The 18914-nt window shown below is 39.4% G+C and carries 19 protein-coding genes; 1 reads left to right on the top strand and 18 read right to left on the bottom strand.

Annotated features, from left to right (window positions below):
* Positions 1 to 72: 72 nt before the first annotated feature.
* The 18 genes from flhB to RM573_RS04540 all read right to left on the bottom strand — a co-directional run bounded on the left by flhB (position 73) and on the right by RM573_RS04540 (position 18303).
* Positions 73 to 1203, bottom strand: a complete 1131-nt coding sequence (flhB, locus tag RM573_RS04455) for a flagellar biosynthesis protein FlhB (protein ID WP_311577904.1) — start codon at positions 1201 to 1203, stop codon at positions 73 to 75.
* Positions 1203 to 1985, bottom strand: a complete 783-nt coding sequence (gene fliR / locus RM573_RS04460) for a flagellar biosynthetic protein FliR (RefSeq protein WP_311577906.1) — start codon at positions 1983 to 1985, stop codon at positions 1203 to 1205. Before fliR ends, flhB begins: the two co-directional genes overlap by 1 nt.
* 16 nt (positions 1986 to 2001) lie before the next feature.
* The gene (fliQ, locus tag RM573_RS04465) at positions 2002 to 2271 is read right to left on the bottom strand and encodes a flagellar biosynthesis protein FliQ (RefSeq protein ID WP_311577908.1); all 270 of its coding nucleotides are present in this window, start codon (positions 2269 to 2271) and stop codon (positions 2002 to 2004) included.
* Positions 2271 to 2951 carry a flagellar type III secretion system pore protein FliP gene (gene fliP / locus RM573_RS04470; protein WP_311578900.1) on the bottom strand — a complete coding sequence of 227 codons (681 nt, stop codon included), beginning with the start codon at positions 2949 to 2951 and terminating at the stop codon, positions 2271 to 2273. Before fliP ends, fliQ begins: the two co-directional genes overlap by 1 nt.
* Before the next feature lie 147 nt (positions 2952 to 3098).
* The gene (gene fliO, locus RM573_RS04475; RefSeq protein WP_311577910.1) at positions 3099 to 3545 is read right to left on the bottom strand and encodes a flagellar biosynthetic protein FliO; all 447 of its coding nucleotides are present in this window, start codon (positions 3543 to 3545) and stop codon (positions 3099 to 3101) included.
* Between the two features lie 99 nt (positions 3546 to 3644).
* On the bottom strand, positions 3645 to 4034 hold the full coding sequence (gene fliN, locus RM573_RS04480) for a flagellar motor switch protein FliN (RefSeq protein ID WP_311577912.1): 390 nt from the start codon (positions 4032 to 4034) through the stop codon (positions 3645 to 3647).
* A gap of 12 nt (positions 4035 to 4046) precedes the next feature.
* Complete coding sequence (gene fliM / locus RM573_RS04485) at positions 4047 to 5114, bottom strand: flagellar motor switch protein FliM (protein WP_311577915.1); 1068 nt, start codon at positions 5112 to 5114, stop codon at positions 4047 to 4049.
* 73 nt (positions 5115 to 5187) lie between these two features.
* The gene (fliL, locus tag RM573_RS04490) at positions 5188 to 5736 is read right to left on the bottom strand and encodes a flagellar basal body-associated protein FliL (protein ID WP_311577917.1); all 549 of its coding nucleotides are present in this window, start codon (positions 5734 to 5736) and stop codon (positions 5188 to 5190) included.
* 78 nt (positions 5737 to 5814) lie between these two features.
* Entirely contained in the window at positions 5815 to 7800 is a 1986-nt protein-coding gene (locus RM573_RS04495; protein ID WP_311577919.1) for a flagellar hook-length control protein FliK, read from the bottom strand.
* A 95-nt stretch (positions 7801 to 7895) separates the two neighbouring features.
* Complete coding sequence (fliJ, locus tag RM573_RS04500; RefSeq protein WP_311577921.1) at positions 7896 to 8336, bottom strand: flagellar export protein FliJ; 441 nt, start codon at positions 8334 to 8336, stop codon at positions 7896 to 7898.
* Between the two features lie 56 nt (positions 8337 to 8392).
* Positions 8393 to 9760, bottom strand: a complete 1368-nt coding sequence (gene fliI / locus RM573_RS04505) for a flagellar protein export ATPase FliI (RefSeq protein WP_311577924.1) — start codon at positions 9758 to 9760, stop codon at positions 8393 to 8395.
* A gap of 29 nt (positions 9761 to 9789) precedes the next feature.
* Positions 9790 to 10587, bottom strand: coding sequence for a flagellar assembly protein FliH (gene fliH / locus RM573_RS04510; protein ID WP_311577928.1), 798 nt, complete (start codon positions 10585 to 10587; stop codon positions 9790 to 9792).
* A 15-nt stretch (positions 10588 to 10602) separates the two neighbouring features.
* Positions 10603 to 11652: a flagellar motor switch protein FliG gene (fliG, locus tag RM573_RS04515; protein ID WP_311577929.1), complete on the bottom strand. Its 1050-nt coding sequence runs from the start codon at positions 11650 to 11652 to the stop codon at positions 10603 to 10605.
* Positions 11645 to 13390 carry a flagellar basal-body MS-ring/collar protein FliF gene (gene fliF, locus RM573_RS04520; protein ID WP_432280208.1) on the bottom strand — a complete coding sequence of 582 codons (1746 nt, stop codon included), beginning with the start codon at positions 13388 to 13390 and terminating at the stop codon, positions 11645 to 11647. The genes fliG and fliF overlap by 8 nt, the downstream gene beginning before the upstream one ends.
* 74 nt (positions 13391 to 13464) lie before the next feature.
* Entirely contained in the window at positions 13465 to 13800 is a 336-nt protein-coding gene (gene fliE / locus RM573_RS04525; RefSeq protein WP_311577932.1) for a flagellar hook-basal body complex protein FliE, read from the bottom strand.
* 321 nt (positions 13801 to 14121) lie between these two features.
* Complete coding sequence (locus RM573_RS04530; RefSeq protein WP_311577934.1) at positions 14122 to 15462, bottom strand: sigma-54-dependent transcriptional regulator; 1341 nt, start codon at positions 15460 to 15462, stop codon at positions 14122 to 14124.
* Positions 15449 to 16669 carry a sensor histidine kinase gene (locus RM573_RS04535; RefSeq protein ID WP_311577936.1) on the bottom strand — a complete coding sequence of 407 codons (1221 nt, stop codon included), beginning with the start codon at positions 16667 to 16669 and terminating at the stop codon, positions 15449 to 15451. Before RM573_RS04535 ends, RM573_RS04530 begins: the two co-directional genes overlap by 14 nt.
* A gap of 155 nt (positions 16670 to 16824) precedes the next feature.
* Positions 16825 to 18303, bottom strand: a complete 1479-nt coding sequence (locus RM573_RS04540; RefSeq protein WP_311577939.1) for a sigma-54 interaction domain-containing protein — start codon at positions 18301 to 18303, stop codon at positions 16825 to 16827.
* A 307-nt stretch (positions 18304 to 18610) separates the two neighbouring features.
* Between RM573_RS04540 and RM573_RS04545 the strand changes: the two genes are divergently transcribed.
* A complete protein-coding gene (locus RM573_RS04545) occupies positions 18611 to 18904 on the top strand; it encodes a hypothetical protein (RefSeq protein ID WP_311577942.1) in 294 nt (97 codons plus the stop codon).
* Positions 18905 to 18914 lie beyond the last annotated feature (10 nt).

Genomic DNA, 18914 nt, shown 5'->3' on the forward strand with positions numbered 1-18914 from the left:
ACACATACCTTGGCAGAGCAATAGTTATACCAAAAGTAACGGGAAGAGTTAAAAGCTTATCGTAGTAAGAAATTAATATTTGAAATCGTCTGGGATCGGTAGGTTTTTAGCAAGCGGAATGGGTCTATTCGCTTTGCCTCTTTTATGCGCATTTAATTGAAAAATAAAAGCAAGTACTTGAGCAACTGCGCCAAACAATTCTTCAGGAATGTCCTCATTCACCTCAGCGGTATAATACAAGGAACGAGCAAGTGCTGGCGATGCTATAATTTCAACGCCATGCTCTTTGGCAATGGTACGAATATGAATTGCCATTTCATCCACACCTTTCGCCACTAACTGCGGCGCCCCTCCTTGTTCAGCATCATATTTTAAAGCTACGGAAAAATGCGTAGGGTTAGTGATCACAACATCAGAATTAGGGACTTCAGCCATCATACGACGTTGCGACAATTCATACTGAGTACGCTTGATCCTACCTTTGTTTTCTGGGCTACCTTCCGAGCTTTTATGTTCGTCTTTCACTTCTTGTTTAGACATTTTTAGCTCTTTATTATGAGACCAAGTTTGATATGGCGCATCAACAATGACGATTATAACCAATGACAATGCAAGCGCTAAAAACATCCAAAGTAATAAATCGACTGCATGTGCGAAATTAAATGGAATAGCCTCAATACTTAAAGATAATATTTGTTCAAATAAACTCGTTAACAGCAAATAGGCCGAGAAAAAAACAACAAAAAATTTCAATAATGATTTAAATAATTCAACATAGGCTTTTAGGCCAAACATCCTTTTAAAACCAGCAATGGGAGACATTCGACTGGCTTTTGGTGACATGGCTTCCCATGACCAACTAATACCACCTAGCATAGTATTTCCAATAAAACCCGCCAGCATTACAATGGCAAAAATCCACGCCAACGGGGTAAAAATTAAAGAAACATTTTTTCTCACTTCGCCAAATAACGCATTGACATCCATGATTTCTTCACGGGTCAAACTAAATTGATTTTTCATGACATGTGAAAGGCTTTCAACCAGCGAATCCCCCATTAGCATCAAAGAAATGGCGCTGCCAACTAACACAAACATAGTACCGAGATCTTTAGAGCGAGCTATCTGGCCTTTTTTCCTCGCATCGGCCATTTTTTTCGCGGTGGGTTCTTCTGTTTTTTCACCACTATCAGACTCAGCCATTACGGTGCCTCACAATCAATAAGGTAACAGCTAAAATCAAGCGCTCGCTGCCACTGAGCTTCAAAATGGGTCAGAAAATTCCCCATAGTCAACCACATGATTAATAAGCCTGAACACATAGTGATGGGAAAACCAATAGCAAAAATATTCAGTTGTGGTGCGGCTCTTGTCATAATACCAAATGAAAAGTTAATCAATAACATGGCCGTCAGTGGTGCCATAGATAAAGAAAGTGCGGTGGCAAACATCCAGCCACCCCATTCAACCAACTCTTTAAACTTCATCGAGTTAAAACTTTCCATGGGAATAGGCATGGTTTCAAAACTAGCAACAACAAAATGCAAGTAAGCAAGATGACCATCCATCACCCAAAAAAGTAAGGTTGAAAGGATCAGAAAAAATTGGCCAACAGCGGGAACATTCATACCACTGGCAGGATCGACCAAAGACGCAAAACCTAAACCAGTTTGCATGGCGATAATTTGGCCAGCCATGGTAAATGTATTCACCACCATAATGGTCATTAACCCCAACATGACACCAATAATGGTTTGTTCAGCAACTAAGAGCACCGTCTGAAAAGAAAATAAGGCTTCAATATTGGTTGGCGGAATAGCTGGCATAATAGCGACAGTGATCGCAATCGACAGATAAATTTTGATATTACGAGGGATTGCTTTCGCACCAAAGCCCATCATCGACATAATTAATGCTGAAACACGCGATAACGGCAGTAAAAAATCAGCGAGATATTGGTTGATAACGGCTTCTGAAAATTCCATCAGCTAAGTTCACTTCTCAACTTACAACACTAGGAATGCTCGAGATTAATCGTATGGCATAATCCATCAACTTTTGAACTAACCAATGTCCTCCTAGTATTAAGGCTAATAAGGTAACGATTAAACGAGGTAAAAAACTTAAGGTTTGCTCGTTAATTGAAGTGGCAGCTTGAAAGACGGCAACAATTAAACCAACAATTAAACTCGGCACTATCACGGCACTAACTAATACTATGACTAAGAAAAGTGCATCCCGTAGAATATCAACAAAGACCTCTGGGCTCATTACGTGACTCCCATACCGTAACTGGTTGCAATTGTGCCAATCACGAGGTTCCAACCGTCAATTAACACAAATAGCATCAATTTAAACGGCAAAGAAACTATCATTGGGGATAACATCATCATCCCCATCGCCATCAAAATACTCGCGACCACCAGATCAATAATCAAAAAAGGAATAAATAACATAAAGCCAATTTGAAATGCCGTCTTTAATTCACTGATGACAAAGGCAGGAATGATCACTGTCATGGGTAAATCTGTTGGTTTATCCACACTAGTAATACCTGCCATTTGCGCCAAAGTATCTAAATCTTTTAACCGGGTTTGCTCTAGCATAAAAGCCCGCAGTGGTACTTTAGCTGAGTCGATTGCTTGAACAGACGTCATTTGATCCGCCAAATACGGCTGAATGGCGGTTTCATTAATTTTATTATATACCGGTGTCATAATAAAAAGTGTCATGAACAAAGTAAGGCCAATAATCACTTGGTTTGACGGCGTTTGTTGCAAGCCGAACGCTTGTCGTAATATGGACATTACCACGACAATTCGAGTGAACGAAGTCATCATAATGACCGCTGCAGGTATAAAGCCCAACGCGGTCATAAAGATCAATATTTGTAAGGTAACTGAGTATTCTTGTGAGCCATCAGGGTTTGTAGTGAGCTTTAAAGCTGACATGGATAAATCATCCGCAGCATGCGCTGAAGACAAAAATAAAAAGCTTACAATGACAATAAAGTAAACCAAATGAATTGGCGTAAAATTTTTGCTGTTAACGCTTTTTGGGAATACTTTATTTAACATAGTGATGATTAGCCCTAGTTACTAGACACTCGATGAAGTATTATTTTCTGTTTGTTTATTGGCAGTATTTTTTTGCTGGGAAGGTTGTTCTGTTGTTTGACTACCTGCTTTTTTGGCCATAAACCGATTCAATGTTTGACTTAAATCAGAAGTAATCGGAGTGTTGATTGCCAACGGTTTATCTAACGTTTTTATTAAATTAATTTGCTGGCTACTAACGCCTAACAATAATTGTTCTTCTGCAATTTGAACAACGACTAACTTTTCTTTATGTCCTAAAGGCAAACTTGAGATCACTTGCATGCCTGATACCGATTTATTCGCGAGATTAAACTTTTTCAATACCCACGCACTTATGACAATTAACGCTAATACCATAAGTAAAGAAAGCACCATACTCATAGCATCCAAATTAGGGTTCGCGTGTTTACCAACCTCAACCGTTTCTTCTTGCGCAAAAACATTCATAGAAGCGGCCAAAAGAGTAAACAAGGTTATTTTAAATTGAGTACGTTTAATCGCCAGCCCCTTCATAATTATTGATGCTATTAGCTGAATTTAACACGTTTACTTAAGCTTTTTAATGCGTTCAATTTGACTGATCACGTCAGTTAATCGAATACCAAACTTATCGTTCACAACAACCACTTCGCCATGGGCGATTAACGTGCCGTTAACCATTACATCTAATGCTTCACCCGCGACTCTGTCAAGCTCAACCACAGAACCTTGGTTTAATTGTAATAAATTACGAATACTAATATGACTTCGGCCCACTTCCATTGAGATAGTGACAGGAATATCGAGTATCGCATCTAATTTACGTTTTTCATCGCCTGTAATAGGAACATCTTCATCTTGAAGTTCGTCAAGTTCAACAGTTTCTGCTTCAGCATCAGCCTGTTCATCCATCGCTTCATCCCACATGCTTAGATCTTCGTTTTCTTCATCACTCATGCTTTTGCCTCTCTAATACTCTAAATCATCTTCTAAAAGATGTAACTCTGCGTCACTGTCTAATCGTTTACCACCTTTCGTTAAGATAGTAAGTTCGTTTTTAACAGACTCAGGACGTTTAATTTTTTCTTGAATTTGTAATGCCACATGGTCACGACTTCGACCAAGTTTCGCTCTAAAGCTCGGCAAGTCTTCAATTAATACCGTGATATGTTCCGGCATTTCTATGGGGATAATATCACCAGCTTCTAAGCTCATGACTTTCGTTAACGGAATATCGACTTCTAAGAATTTTGTCGACAACTCAACCGGTACATCTAAAATTTCATCACGTAGCGCCTTAGACCAACGCATATCTGTGTCTTCTTTATCACTTTGTACACCAGCATCAAGCAATTCACGAATAGGCTCTAACATAGAATATGGCAAGGCAACATGGAAATCTCCGCCACCACCATCGAGTTCAATATGAAAAGAACTGATCACGACAACTTCTGTTGGACTGACAATATTCGCCATCGAAGGGTTAACTTCAGAATCAAGGTATTCAAAAGACACATCCATTACCGGCGACCATGCTTCTTTATAATCCTCAAAAATGAGTTTTAATAACATTTGAATAATACGACGTTCAGTAGGAGTAAATTCACGGCCTTCAATTTTAGCGTGATAACGACCATCCCCACCAAAAAAGTTATCCACTAAAATAAACACTAAACGGGCTTCCATAGTAATAAGCCCCGTACCTTTTAATGGTCTAAATCGCACCATATTCAAACTTGTAGGTACAAATAAGGTGTGAACATACTCACCGAATTTGATCATTTGAATACCATTGATAGATACTTCTGCCGTTCTGCGCATCATGTTAAACAAGCTAATTCGCATATGACGAGCAAAACGTTCATTAACCATTTCAAGCGTAGGCATACGACCACGCACAATACGATCTTGTGAAGAAAAGTCATAGTCACTGGTACCTTGCTCTTCAGCAAAGTCCTCTACTATTTCTTCCTCTTCAACTTCATCAACGCCATGCAGTAGCGCGTCAATTTCGTCTTGCGATAATAAGTCACTCACTCGATTTCTCTTTATTAACTCGTTTAAATGATTAAATGTTCAACGTTATAAATGCGTATTGGCTGCTGGTTTGCTATTGCATAACAAAGCCAGTAAACAATACTTTCTCAACGATGTTACTTCCTTCAACGTCAGTCATAATCTTATGAACTTCTGCTAAAGACTTTTGCTTTAATGATGTTTTACCTGCACTGGTAGCTAGATCATCAGCGTTTGATTGTGAAAAAACAGCAAGCAACGTACTTTCTATCAGTGGCACATGCTTTTTCGCAGCTTCTTCATTATCTGCGCCACGAACTAACAATTGAACTCTAATTTCGACAAATCTATCTCGCGCTGATCCCGGAACATTAAACCTAAAAGGTCTTGGCATTGGTACATATAACGCTGTACCTATACTTGCTCCAGACGGCGCAGAAGCAGCACCATCCGCTGAAGCTTCACTGCCGGAATTTAAGGCTGCATCTAACTCTGCTTGGCTAACTTCAGGTTCTCCGCCTAAAAATAAAAAGGCCCCACCACCTATGGCTAATAACGCGACTACGGCACCAATAATGATTAGTTTTTTCTTTTTGCCAGAATTGTCTAATTCTAATTCTTTATCTTTTTCTTCATCTGCCATGAACAATCCTTAACGTTTTGATACTTTAATATCTCAACTATATCCTTGATTAAGCTAAGTGAAAACGCTTTTCTGAAATTATGCGTAGTAATCAACACCACTTGCTGAAGCTTTATACAAATTTGCTGCAGACAAGGTTAATTCTTCAACATCAGTATCTTGTCCAGCCATCGCATCTTTTGCGCTTTGGCCTTGAGCGGTTTCTTCGCCTTCATCGGCTTGTTGATTTCTTTGTTCTATATTCGCATCACCAACATCAACGCCAGTTTGCGCTAACATATCTTTAAGCTTATCGATATTTTGTTCTAATGCTTCTTTCGCTTGTTGATTTTGTACAACAAAATTGACCGCGGCTTGTTCGTTCTGCAAATTCAATTTTACATGCATGCTACCTAATTCAGGTGGATCAAGTCGAATTTCTAGTTGTCTAATTTTTTGATTAATCATCACCATCACTTTGTCTTTTACGGCATCGACAAAGTCTTTTCGATTAATAGAAATAGTTTCCGCTTGGATATTAAAGGCTGATTTAGCCGACTGAACAGAGATTGAATCAGCGGCGGCTTTAACAATACTGCTCTGAATCGCTTGCTCTTCTACATAATGTAAACTTTGTTGTGATAAAACTTGATGATGAGAAGTTTCTCTTAATTGCGATTGAACCGCACTTTTTTCCGCCATATTCGCGGTTATTTTTTCATCAACATCAATTTCAAATGCTTGCTTTGCAGCTACTTGTTGAGTTTCTTTAGTAAATTCTGCGTCACTTTTTTCTAACGGTTGCTGTGACATATGTTGCTGTTTGGTCGATTGTTCTTTTGACTGGCCTTGTGAATCTGCTGTTTGATTATCAGCTAAAGAGCCACGATTGTTAATCGTTTGGTTTATCGCACGTTCAGCAGTTTGATCGCTTTTAGCGACATTTTTCACTTCTTCTTTGCTTATCTCTGAAACATTGGTGACAACGGGAGTTACTCCTTGCGGCTCTGTTTGAACTTGACTCGTATCAACTTTGTCAGCGTTGCCTTTAGTCGCCGCGCTCTGCTCAGTTATCAATGTTTCTACGTTAGAATTTTTACTTGCCTTTGTATCTTTATTAATTGCTTGAGGAATTTCTTCATTCGCAACCTTCTCCTCAATGATGTTGGCATCAGTTGCTGCAACATGCGCAGGGTTAACCGATGGACTTTTTAGTTTTTCATCGATTACCGTGGCTACGCCATCAGTTGCCAGTGAGTTATCCACCAAAATAGCTTCTTTCACCGATTTTGCTGTTTGGGTTAAGGTTAAATTTTCCGCTGAGTTTATTTTATCGGCTGCGGTAATTGATGCGGGATTGGTTTTATCAAGCGTAACTTTTAATTCACTCGTCTCTTTCGACGTTTTTTCCGGTTCAGTTGTTATTTCACTGGTGTTGTTTTGATCGCTATTTGCTACTGTTTTATTGATGACCTCAGATGTTGTCGATGAAGATGATGCCACTTTACCTTCAAGATCATGCTTTTTATCGGTAAAGTCTGCTTTTATCCCAATAGTTTTGTCTGTTTGTGAACGACCTTCTTGCGTTGCGTTAAATTTGCCATCAATCGTTTCTGTTGATACTTCATCTGAAGCCGCAATAAATGATAACAGTTGTTTGGCAATATCATCTGCCGTGTTTAAACGAGAAGAGGTATTCCCCTCAATCACAGGCTTCTGCTCGATATTTTCTTCAATGTTTTCATCGACACTAAGTTGCGTTTGTTCTTTATTTTCGGCATCAGATAGATCTGATGTATCATCTTTTATTGGAGTTTTACTTTCTGAGCGAGTTGTTTTATCTGCTTTTGGCTCAGCACTTTTAGTTTCAGTATCCGTCAGCTTAGTTTGTTCGTCGGTCACCTCTTGATGACTTGCCTTGCCACTTTGCTGCGATTGTTTGCCGCTTTCTTGTTCTTGATGTTTAGCCATCATCGCTGAAAAGCTGGCAGATTGCTGCTCACCTTGATCTAAGTTTTTTGTTGAAACAGCAGTATTATCAACACTTTTAGCCAAATCGATCGCTAACAAATTAACTTGTGACATAAATCAACCTTTGAAAAAGTTATCCGAGAAAACATGTAAATTTTGTCTGTACTGGTTCTACAAAGCAAAACCCGTTCCAATTAAGTAATCTGGCCTTACATATGTCGTCGAATAAATTGTTGTTGTGCGATTTCATCAAACATCTTTTGTTCTAGTTTGTTGGCTTTGACTTGCATCACTTTTAATTTTTTTGCTTTTAAATGCTCTACGGCTTGTACCTTTTGTCTTTGAGCCAACCATTGTGTTTTTCGTTGTGCCATTAATGATTTTGCTTGCTCAATAGCAATTTCAACCTGTTTTGCCGCATTATCCAGTTTGGCGACAAACGCATGAAAATGTCGATAAGTTGCACTATCAATCCCTTTTAATGATCGTTGATTTAATCGTTTCATATATTCCAAACGATAATCTCCCACATTTTGTAATCGCATCAGGTTATCTTGATAATCGTGCTCAGCCAATTGTAATTGTTGTGCAGCCTTGCGTTCTTTATCACTTTCATATTTATACAAGGTATCTAGTTGTTTCATTGACATAATTCACTCAACCTCTTTTTACGGTTTACCGCCCAACTCATCTTTATTTTTCAAGATTATTGATTCGGCATTTGTTGATTGTTTGCATGTGCTTGCGCAGCAGATAAAATTTCTTGTAACTGAGTTAAACTTTGATCATATGGAATGACGTCTGTCATTTTTTGTTGCAAGAAAAAACGAATAACCGGCAATAATTGTATTGCCTGATCAATGCGAGGATCACTACCTTTGCTATAAGCACCAATAGCAATCAAATCTTTATTTTGTTGGTATAACGAATAAACTTGTTTGAGTTGCTGAGCAAGTTCTTGATGCTCAGGACTCGTTACCATAGGCATAACTCGACTAATAGAGCCTTCAATATCTACAGCCGGATAATGTCCTGAATCGGCTAACTCACGCGATAAGACAATATGTCCATCTAAGATTGCTCGAGCGGCATCAGCAATAGGATCTTGCAGATCATCGCCTTCAGTTAGAACGGTAAAAAAAGCAGTAATAGCACCTTGTCCGTCCCCTCCATTTCCTGCACGCTCAACCAATTGAGGTAACTTTGAAAATACCGATGGTGGATATCCTTTCGTGGCAGGCGGCTCACCTACCGCTAAGGCAATTTCGCGCTGCGCTTGGGCATAACGCGTGATTGAATCGACTAGCAGCAAAACATTTAAACCTTGATCGCGAAAATATTCACTGATTTGTACCGCAGTTTCACATCCTTTTAACCGCATTAAAGGGGAGTTATCGGCAGGTGCTGCAACTACTACGGCACGTGAACGACCTTCCTCGCCTAGTATTTCTTCAATAAATTCTTTTACTTCTCGGCCACGTTCTCCGACGAGTCCAACAACAATTACATCAGCCGTGGTACCACGAGTCATCATGCCGAGTAATACACTTTTTCCAACCCCTGAGCCGGCAAATAACCCCATACGTTGACCTTGCCCTACGGTGATAAAGCTATTAATAGCGCGCACACCAACGTCTAAAGGTTCTGTAATTGCTCGACGAGAAAGTGGATTAATAGGTGAACTATTATGGTGATAATTTTCTGTGGCTTTAATGGGTCCTTTGCCGTCAAGGGGTTTACCAACTCCGTCGATGACTCGGCCTAGTAAATCCATCGACAAAGGTAAACGTGTTTTCTTTGATAAAGGTACAACCCTTGCTCCAGGTAAGACCCCTTGTAAACTCTGCTCTGGCATTAAGTATGTAATATCATTGGCAAAACCAACAATTTCTGCAATTAAATCACCTTGTGCGGTTTCCACTAGGCATTGACTACCTACAGCCGCTTTCACACCTACTGCTTCTAAAGTTAGCCCGACAACTCGCACTAATCGACCCGCCACAGAGACTTTATGTGGATGGATAAATTTTTGGCTATTCTCTAGTCGTTGATTGAGTCGTTGTACATCTATCATGAATGTTTTTTTGACACTTTCAGGCTATTTTACTGGTGTAATGCTTCTTGCAAAAACGATTCCAATACTTCTTTTATACGAGATTTAATCGACAGGTCGATATTTGAGGTGCTGTTTTCAATTTGGCAACTACCTTGCGCCAGCTGTGGGGCTGAAACAAAACGCCAACCTTGTTCTTGAATATGTTCTGAACTGAATTGCTGTTCAATTAAAGTGATATCATCGGGATGAAGTAATATTTGCGTTTGCGCTTCATGGCTCGGTAATGCTTTCATGCCTTCTGCAAGTGCCGACAAAATGATATCTGGATTAGTTTTAGCTTCTTGTAACGTCACCGCTTCTGTGAGTTGTACTACAAGCTGCAATAATTGTTGTTCAACATTTTTTTCAACCACCGATAAAGGTTGATGTAATTGCTCGGTTAATAATGACCATTGTTCAGCCAATGCTTTAATCTCTTCTTGGCCTTGCTCTAGTCCTTTAGCTAGGCCCTCTTCGTGACCTTGTGATAAGCCTTCTTCATGGCCTGATTTTTTTCCTTCATCAAAGCCGGTTGAAAAACCTTCTTCTTTTCCTTGATTAAAACCTTCTTCATATGCCGCTTGTCTAATCTCTTCAATTTCTTCAGCCGTTAAAGGTTGTACTTCTTCTTCAACTTCCTCTGGTGGCTCAAAACGCCAGGTTGGCTTTCTACCTAAGGCATTCGTTTTAAGCGTTGATTCGTCTATTTCTACTTCGACAGATGGCAGTGGCCAAACATCTAGCTCGTCTTCACCTTCGACTTTAAGCAGCTCATCAGCACTTTGATTAGTAGGAAAATTTTTCATGAACTAATACATTCCCTATAAGAATTCGTCACCGCCGCCAGCACCACCTAGCATAATTTCACCCGCGTCAGATAATCGTCGTGCCACCGATAGAATTTCTTTTTGTGCGGCTTCAACTTCACTAATACGCACTGGACCCATAGCTTCAAGGTCATCCGCCATCATTTCAGCTGCACGTTTAGACATATTCGACATGATTTTTTCTTTCAGTGCATCGTCGGCACCTTTAATCGCTTTCATTAATGCATCTTGTTGTACATCACGTAAGATAGCTTGGATACCACGGTCATCAACGTCAGCAAGGTTTTCAAAGACAAACATCAAGTCTTGAATTTGTTGACTCATTTCTTCGTCATGCTCACGAATAGAATCCATTAACATACCTTCAACATTGGTATCTAAGTAGTTCATAATATCTGCAGCCGCTTTCAAGCCGCCCATTTTCGCTGCTTGTGCACCAGCTTGACCAGCAAATTGTTTTTCCATAATTTCATTCAATTCTTGTAATGCCGCTGGTTGAACTTCTTCTAAATTCGCAATTCGCATCATGAGATCTAAGCGGGTTTTCTCAGCAAACTGACTCATAATTTCGGCAGATTGTTCTGGTTCTAAATATGACAATACAATGGTTTGAATTTGAGGATGTTCATTGCGAATAATATTGGCAACTTGTTTAGAGTCCATCCATTTCAATGAATCAAGGCCTTTCGCGCCGCCTCCCATCACAATTTGATCAATTAAATTACCCGCTTTATCTTCACCAAGCGCAGCGGTTAATGCTTTGCGCACAAAGTCATCACTGTTAAAACCTATCGTACTAAAGTTTTGAATTTCATTAATAAATAACTTATGCACCGCGGTGATTTTTTCTTGAGTAAAATCTTCCATGGCCGCCATCACAGTACCCACTTGCTGTACTTGCTTAGGTTCAAGGTGCTTTAATATTTGCGCGGCATCTTCTTCGGAAAGGCTCAATAATAAAATTGCTGCTTTCTCTGCGCCATCTAATTTATCAACATCAAAACCTGACGGAACTGGTGCTAATTCTTGGGTTTCATCACTCATCTTCTATCAACCAACTTTTCACTACTTGAGAGGATAATTCAGGCTCATTTGCCACTAAAGCTCGAACTGCTTTTAAGACATCTTCATCACGATGAAGATCAGGTAATTGTAAGCTACCATCTGGTGCAAACCCTACCGCACCTGCATCAAACTCTGATGTTAGCATATCCATAGTTTCATCACCTAAGTCAATATGAGAATCAAGTGATTTGTCACCATAGTCTGACGGTGTTTGATCTGGGTAAATTAAGCGTTTTAACATCGGACGAACAACCGCTAATATCAAGATGATAATAACTAACGCTCCCATGCCTAGTTTTAACATTTTAAAGAACCAAGCTTCTTGATAAAACGGTACTGCTTCTACCTCGTCAACAACAGAACGAGAGAAAGGTAAAGTAACGACTTCAAGAGCATCACCCCGTTGTAAATCAAAGCCTATGCTGCCTTGCAATAAACGGCGGATATTTGAAAGTTCTTCAACCGAGCGAGGAACTTGAGTCGTAGTCGGTTGAGCATCTTCAACCCCTTCAGCTGGCGGCACTGTTGATGATAAGTAATCAAGGGCAACTGACACACTGATACGACGAATAACGCCCGTTTGTTGTTTCGTATAACTAACAGCTTCATCTAACTCGTAGTTTTTTGTCGACTCGACATGCTTACGACTTGGCATAGCTTTTTGTGCATTGCCTGAGGTTGCATTTTCTGGAATATTTGAATCTAGTGGAGGTTGATTGGTTAATGCCCCTGGAATACCACCTAAAGCGCCACCTAATGTATTATCTTCTACTTTCATTTCACTGCGAAGAGCTGGTAAATCAGAATTGTAACGTCGTTGTGTTTCTTCGGTATTAGTGAAATCCATGGTTACGTCAACCTGCGCGGTATAGTTACCTAACCCCACAACAGGAATAAGAATACTGTCAATTTTATCCATATATTCTTTTTCACGTTTTTGTTCTATTTCAAACTCTTTTCTTGAACGTGATGAAACAGAGTCTTGCGAACCAGAATTTAATAATCGACCATTTTGATCTGTGACAGTGACTCGGTTTGGATCTAAACTTTGTACCGCAGAAGCAACAATATCAACAACCGAATCAACTTCTTCTTCTGATAATAAACGCCCTTTACGTAACGTTAGTACCACAGTTGCCGATGGATTTTTCTCACGTTTTGCAAACACATTATCTCGTGGAATAGCTAATAAGACCCTTGCACGACTAATGGTTTGTAATTCTTCAATCGTTCTTGCTAATTGTTGCTCACGCGAATGTTTTAATCTTTCTCGTTCAAGGCGCTGACTCACACCAAACCCCATATCTTGCATAATGATATCACTACCTTGATCAGGCTCATCAGCTAGGCCTTCACGAGCCAACAATAGACGGATGTTTTGGTATTCTTCGGCAGGAACAGAGATAGTATTATTTTCTTGACGATAATCGACTTTATTCGCATCAAGAAAATCCATGGTTTTTATTAATTGTTCAGTCGGCAGCTTTGTCAGATAGCGATATTCAGGTTGATTCGCCCACATAATTACAAATACCGCAATCGCTAAACAAATCGCTAGTGCCATAATCAGAGTAAGCTGACGTAAAATATCAACATTGCCCATCGCAGATGCAAAGCCTGATTTTTGCTCATCAATGTTACTCTCTGCATTATCAGCAGCGACTAAATCTGATCCTGAATCAGGTGCTGCTAATGCTGTATTGCTTATATCTGCCACTTCACTTCTCCGCTTGCTTCAACTGCGTTACTACGTTTTTTAACTCTAAATGCTTGACTAAACTGATTAAACACCTAAACCTGCATTGACATGATTTCTTTATAAGCTTCAACAAACTTATTACGTACTTGCACCGTTGCATCAAATGCTATACTTGCTTTTGCTGCGGTTACCATAGTATCCGCTAACGTTACACTTCTATCGCCCATCTCAAAAGCATTACGCTTATCTTTGGCTTCATGCTGCACATCATTAACCGCATTAACGGCTTGCTTAAGCATACTGCCAAAGTCGCTTGTTGATTGGTTAACAGGAGTAATATTGTTTTCAACATTTGACATACGATTGCCCATCGCTTCAAGCTGCATATTTTGCATCTGGGCATAAAGTGAATTCGTTTTGATATCCATGTTTTTTCTCGCTTGTGTCAATATTTTGTATATTTAACGCTGTAACGAGTTACTGCAAGCAAGGTGCCAAGAATAAACTCAAAATTTTCGGAAGGGAATTAAGCAAATTAATTCATTTTATATCAGTTAGTTACATTATTACTAACACTTGAAAAACTATGTATTAAAGCTGAGTTTATGAAAGAATCTTAGGTTAATATCAGAGAAATCCTCCGTGATTCTGCATTTAAAACCAACAGAAATAAAAGAGTGGTATTAAACGAAAACAATAGAAAAAACACCAACAAGCTAAGCTCATTGGTGTTAATGCTTTGATATAATTTAAGCCGGTATTTGAATACCTGAATCACGCATTCGTGCAATTTTATAACGTAAAGTGCGTGGACTGATCCCTAATCGTTCAGCGACATCCTTACGACTTCCTCGACATGCTTGTAAAGTATCGAGAATAATTTGATGTTCTTGCAGTTTTAACTCATGACCTAATTTATCTTCAGTGACGGTTTCAGTTGGCGATTCAATCAGTACCGGCGTATCAAAGTTTTCGATAAGTAAATCGCTAGCATCAATTTTTTGCTCACTATGTAAAATTAATGCACGTTGTACAACATTATCAAGTTCCCGCACGTTGCCAGGCCAATGGTAAGCAAGTAGCTTGCTGCGCGCAGCTGCAGTGAACTCCGGTATCGCTTCGCCACTTTTTTGACATAAGCGTTCGACTAAATGTTTAGCAAGTGGAATGATATCGTCGCTTCGTTCAGACAGCGCTAACCAAGTCAGTGGGAAAACATTTAAACGATAATATAAATCTTCCCTAAAAACTCCCGCTTTCACCGCTTCTTTTAAATCACGGTTACTGGTTGCTATGACACGAACATCTAGTTGAATGGTTTTTCTTCCAGCCAAGCGCTCGACTTCACGCTCTTGTAAAACACGAAGAATTTTTGCTTGTAATGCTAAATCCATCTCCGTGATTTCATCTAATAAAATGGTACCACCTTGCGCTTGCTCAAACTTACCAGGACAAGCTTGAACCGCCCCAGTAAATGCCCCTTTTTCGTAGCCAAATAAGGTAGCTTCCAACATGTTTTCAGGGATCGCCGCACAGTTAATTGCGACAAAAGGAGCTTCGTGTCGAGCTGAATTGTAATGAACATATTGAGCCAGAACTTCTTTACCCGATCCACTAGGGCCAAGCACCATCACAGATGCATCCGTAGTCGCAACTTTTTTCGCAAGTGCTAATAATTTAATACTTTTCTTATCGGCAACAACGGGTTCAAAGATGTCTTGCGTTTGCAAAGGGATATACTGGTTAACCATGTTTAATAAAACTTCTGGAGCGAATGGCTTTGCCATATAATTGCTCGCCCCGTCTTTAATTGCCTGAACAGCATCATCAATAGTGCCATAAGCGGTCATGATCAACATCGGAATTTTCGGATAGGTAGATTTAATACTTTTCAGTAAAGATAATCCTGACATGCCGCCCATTTGAACATCGCTGACAACCAAATCAACCGCCTGGTTTTTCAATAACAATAACGCTGTTTCTCCTGAATCAGCTTCTACACATTGGTAGCCTGCTAAGTGCAGAGTATCAACTAATGCTTCGCGCAAGCCTTCATCATCTTCTACTACTAAAATTTTACTTTGAGTCATGCGCATTCTCCTGTTGAAAGTTAAATTCACTCTCTTTGGTAACACTTCTTTTTGAAAAGCCTTCACTTACCAGCCCTTCACCCACCAATAACGGTAACTTAATGCAAAAATGTGCGCCTTCCTCGGGTTTACTCAATAAATGCACGGTGCCTTGATGAGCTTGAGTCACTGATTTCACAACGGCTAATCCTAAACCTGTTCCTTGAACCCGAGAGGTATAAAAAGGTTCAAAAATTTTCTCTGCTAAATCGGCACTGATACCCTTGCCATTATCTTTCACACTGATGTAGGCAAATTGATCCTGACAATAAGACGAGATTTGAATCTGCGCCTCACTCTTAATCACTTCTAAACTATTATGTATTAAATTTTGGATAGCCCCCGTTAAGGCACTTTTATTACCAAGAATATGACAATCATCAGGACAAGGCTGAAAAGTAATCTTCGCCTTAGCTTTATCGATCAAAGCTTCTAATCCTGCGGTTGACTCATTCACTAATTCATTAATAGATAAAGGTTCGACGACTTGTTGCTGACCACTTTTCGCAAACAACAACATGTCATTTACTTGCTGCTCTAAATCTTGCAAACGTGACATGAGTTTGCCTTGAAAGTTATCTCGGTCTTGATCGGTTATTTTTTTATTTTTTAAATTAGCCCCATATAACATTGCCGCCGAAAGAGGCGTACGTATTTGATGAGCTAATTTTGATATCATTTGTCCCAGCGAAGACAATCGTTGTAATTGACTTAATTTATCTTGTAATAAACGCGTTTCGGTAAGGTCTGTGATCATAATAAGTTGACCAGGCTGATCTTCTAATGCAGATATTTCTAATTTTACCCGCCTGCCATCATTCAGTGACACTTCATGCCAGTCATCAGCGCGCGGCTTGAAAGAACGTCGAATAACGTCAAACCATGGGTAACCTAAAATAGGTTCATCAAGTAGTTTACTGGCAATTTTATTGATTTTTACCACCACACCATCACCATCTAGCATGATCATACCTGTCGGCATTGCATCAATAATTTTTTCGAGTTGACTAGATTGCTTTCTTAGATGAGGTAATTCACCTTGATAAGATTCTTTTTGTAAACCTGAGCTAGCGTGCAGGTGCGATCGTTCAATAAACGGAAAGACCGTTTGATGATGCGAACTGCTAGTACCACTATTTGTAGATTGATTTGAATAGGCAACGACCATAATGCTTCACTCGGTTTACTAATAACAACCAGATAAAGCATTTTTTGTGCCAGATGAAAATACCCTTTAATTTCAGATAATTACAAGGTATTTATTATGGGTCAAGAATTTGGCTTCCTTGTAATTCGATTAAATATCAATAAAGATATTGCCGACTAAACATCATTTTTTTGTAAGGCATATTTTCGCATTTTTTCCACTAAGGTGGTGCGACGCATGCCAAGCAATTCCGCGGAGCGAGCGACTACCCAATCATTTTTATCCAGAGATTGGGTGATCAGTGATACTTCTAATTCCGCTAAATACTCTTTTAAGTTTAAGCCTTCGCTAGGTAAAATATCAACTTGCTTTCCTTGGCTAGCTTCGTCTTCATAACTATCTGGCTCAGTGTCATCATCGTCACTGTATTCAAATCCAGCAAAAAGTTCGTTTATTGCTTCACGCTCTTGCAGCTCTTCAGGATATTCCGGCGTATATTCTTCAACATCAATATGACGATATTTATTTGGCAGCTCGCTAACATTCACCACTTGTTCAGCGTACATAATAATCATACGCTCAATTAAATTCGACAGTTCACGAACATTGCCCGACCATGCATGCTCTTGCAGTGAGGCAATTGCTTGCTCAGTAAAACGCACCGTTTGACCTTGGTCTTGCTCAAAACGTGCGACTAACTCTTTTAGTAATAAAGGGATATCTTCTTTTCGATCACGAAGCGCCGGCGTTTCAATCGGAAAAACATTTAATCGGTAGTATAAGTCTTCCCGAAAGCCCCCTTCTTTGATCATTACTTCAAGGTTTTGATGGGTAGCGGCAATAACGCGAACATCAGCTTTTATACTTTTAGCCCCGCCAACACGTTCAAAGGTACGCTCTTGGAGAACTCTCAGGAGCTTTACTTGCATCGGTTGTGGCATATCACCGATTTCATCGAGAAATAATGTACCGCCTTCGGCGAGTTCAAAACGACCTTTGCGTGTTGAAATCGCGCCAGTAAATGCGCCTTTTTCATGACCAAATAATTCACTCTCTAATAAATCAGGTGGGATCGCGCCACAGTTCACAGGAACAAATGGTGCTTTATTACGATGGGAAAGATTATGAATATTACGCGCAACCACCTCTTTACCTGTACCTGACTCTCCTAAAATCAATACATTGGCATGAGTACTAGCCACTTGTTCAATTAAAAAACGTACTTGCTGCATTGGTTCGCTTGTACCAACTAAAGAGCGAAATAACAATTTGTTGCCCGCATTCCCGGCTTTTTTATGGGGTAACTTATTATGATACTGATGACAATGATGAATCATTTCCGTTAATTGTGCGTAATTTAATGGCGTGGTCATTTCACCAATAACATTGGCACAATTTTCTATCGCATTTTTATCAATAACATCATGAAGAATGAAAGGACAAGCAGGGTTACTTTTTATAAATTCAATTAAGTTAGTCGATATTTCACCACACAATATAACGGTCAAAATATTATTATTCTGAGCAAAAACTTGTTCTATTTGATGATCAAGACAGGCATCAGAATTTTCTCCGATAAACGATAACACTGTTTCTATTTGCTGACGCCTTGCAGCGTCATTATCAATAACAATTATATGTTTATGACCTTGCATAATTCTTTGATAAACCTGTAAGTTCTTATTCTAATATTTAAGATTGTATCTGGCACCACAGATTAATCAACAAATTTTTGACGCTTTTTTGCTTTCTAGGCATTTTTTTGACACTTGACGGTGACTCTCGTAAAAGCTGTCATCAAGCTGTCATTTTCATGGGAAAAAATCAGCAATTTAGCGATTCATTGTCCCAATAAAAAACAAATTACCTTCAATCATACAAATTGGTTTGAAAAATGCTTTGCCTTAGTTCAGGTCAAATATATGTCAGTAACAATGTCTGGCACGAGTAACAGAGGTTATTATGATAGTAATTAGTGGTTTTGCCGAGTATGCAATAGAAGACGACAGCAAGTTTACCAAAGGTGACCGACATTCTATCGGGCTGTTTTCAAAGAACAAAGATTGTCCTAAAAATCGCGATGCGTTGAAAAGTTTCGTCAATCAATTAGGTTGGGGCTCAATCATGTTCACTCATATTGAAGAAATTAAAGATACTGAAACTATCACTCATGATATTTTACGACAAGCATTCAAACGTGCTTCGAAAAATGGTCAATCATTTGTGGTCAATGATTTACCAATTCGTGTTCATTAAAGCACATGAA

The sequence above is a fragment of the Thalassotalea castellviae genome, assembly GCF_031846185.1.
Classification (GTDB): domain Bacteria; phylum Pseudomonadota; class Gammaproteobacteria; order Enterobacterales; family Alteromonadaceae; genus Thalassotalea_H; species Thalassotalea_H castellviae.

What these genes read in the sequence shown, in the direction of transcription:
- flhB (WP_311577904.1), bottom strand. Translation starts at nt 1,203, where the DNA reads ATGGCTGAGTCTGATAGTGGTGAAAAAACAGAAGAACCCACCGCGAAA.
- fliR (WP_311577906.1), bottom strand. Translation starts at nt 1,985, where the DNA reads ATGGAATTTTCAGAAGCCGTTATCAACCAATATCTCGCTGATTTTTTA.
- fliQ (WP_311577908.1), bottom strand. Translation starts at nt 2,271, where the DNA reads ATGAGCCCAGAGGTCTTTGTTGATATTCTACGGGATGCACTTTTCTTA.
- fliP (WP_311578900.1), bottom strand. Translation starts at nt 2,951, where the DNA reads ATGTCAGCTTTAAAGCTCACTACAAACCCTGATGGCTCACAAGAATAC.
- fliO (WP_311577910.1), bottom strand. Translation starts at nt 3,545, where the DNA reads ATGAATGTTTTTGCGCAAGAAGAAACGGTTGAGGTTGGTAAACACGCG.
- fliN (WP_311577912.1), bottom strand. Translation starts at nt 4,034, where the DNA reads ATGAGTGATGAAGAAAACGAAGATCTAAGCATGTGGGATGAAGCGATG.
- fliL (WP_311577917.1), bottom strand. Translation starts at nt 5,736, where the DNA reads ATGGCAGATGAAGAAAAAGATAAAGAATTAGAATTAGACAATTCTGGC.
- RM573_RS04495 (WP_311577919.1), bottom strand. Translation starts at nt 7,800, where the DNA reads ATGTCACAAGTTAATTTGTTAGCGATCGATTTGGCTAAAAGTGTTGAT.
- fliJ (WP_311577921.1), bottom strand. Translation starts at nt 8,336, where the DNA reads ATGTCAATGAAACAACTAGATACCTTGTATAAATATGAAAGTGATAAA.
- fliI (WP_311577924.1), bottom strand. Translation starts at nt 9,760, where the DNA reads ATGATAGATGTACAACGACTCAATCAACGACTAGAGAATAGCCAAAAA.
- fliH (WP_311577928.1), bottom strand. Translation starts at nt 10,587, where the DNA reads ATGAAAAATTTTCCTACTAATCAAAGTGCTGATGAGCTGCTTAAAGTC.
- fliG (WP_311577929.1), bottom strand. Translation starts at nt 11,652, where the DNA reads ATGAGTGATGAAACCCAAGAATTAGCACCAGTTCCGTCAGGTTTTGAT.
- fliE (WP_311577932.1), bottom strand. Translation starts at nt 13,800, where the DNA reads ATGGATATCAAAACGAATTCACTTTATGCCCAGATGCAAAATATGCAG.
- RM573_RS04530 (WP_311577934.1), bottom strand. Translation starts at nt 15,462, where the DNA reads ATGACTCAAAGTAAAATTTTAGTAGTAGAAGATGATGAAGGCTTGCGC.
- RM573_RS04535 (WP_311577936.1), bottom strand. Translation starts at nt 16,669, where the DNA reads ATGGTCGTTGCCTATTCAAATCAATCTACAAATAGTGGTACTAGCAGT.
- RM573_RS04540 (WP_311577939.1), bottom strand. Translation starts at nt 18,303, where the DNA reads ATGCAAGGTCATAAACATATAATTGTTATTGATAATGACGCTGCAAGG.
- RM573_RS04545 (WP_311577942.1), top strand. Translation starts at nt 18,611, where the DNA reads ATGATAGTAATTAGTGGTTTTGCCGAGTATGCAATAGAAGACGACAGC.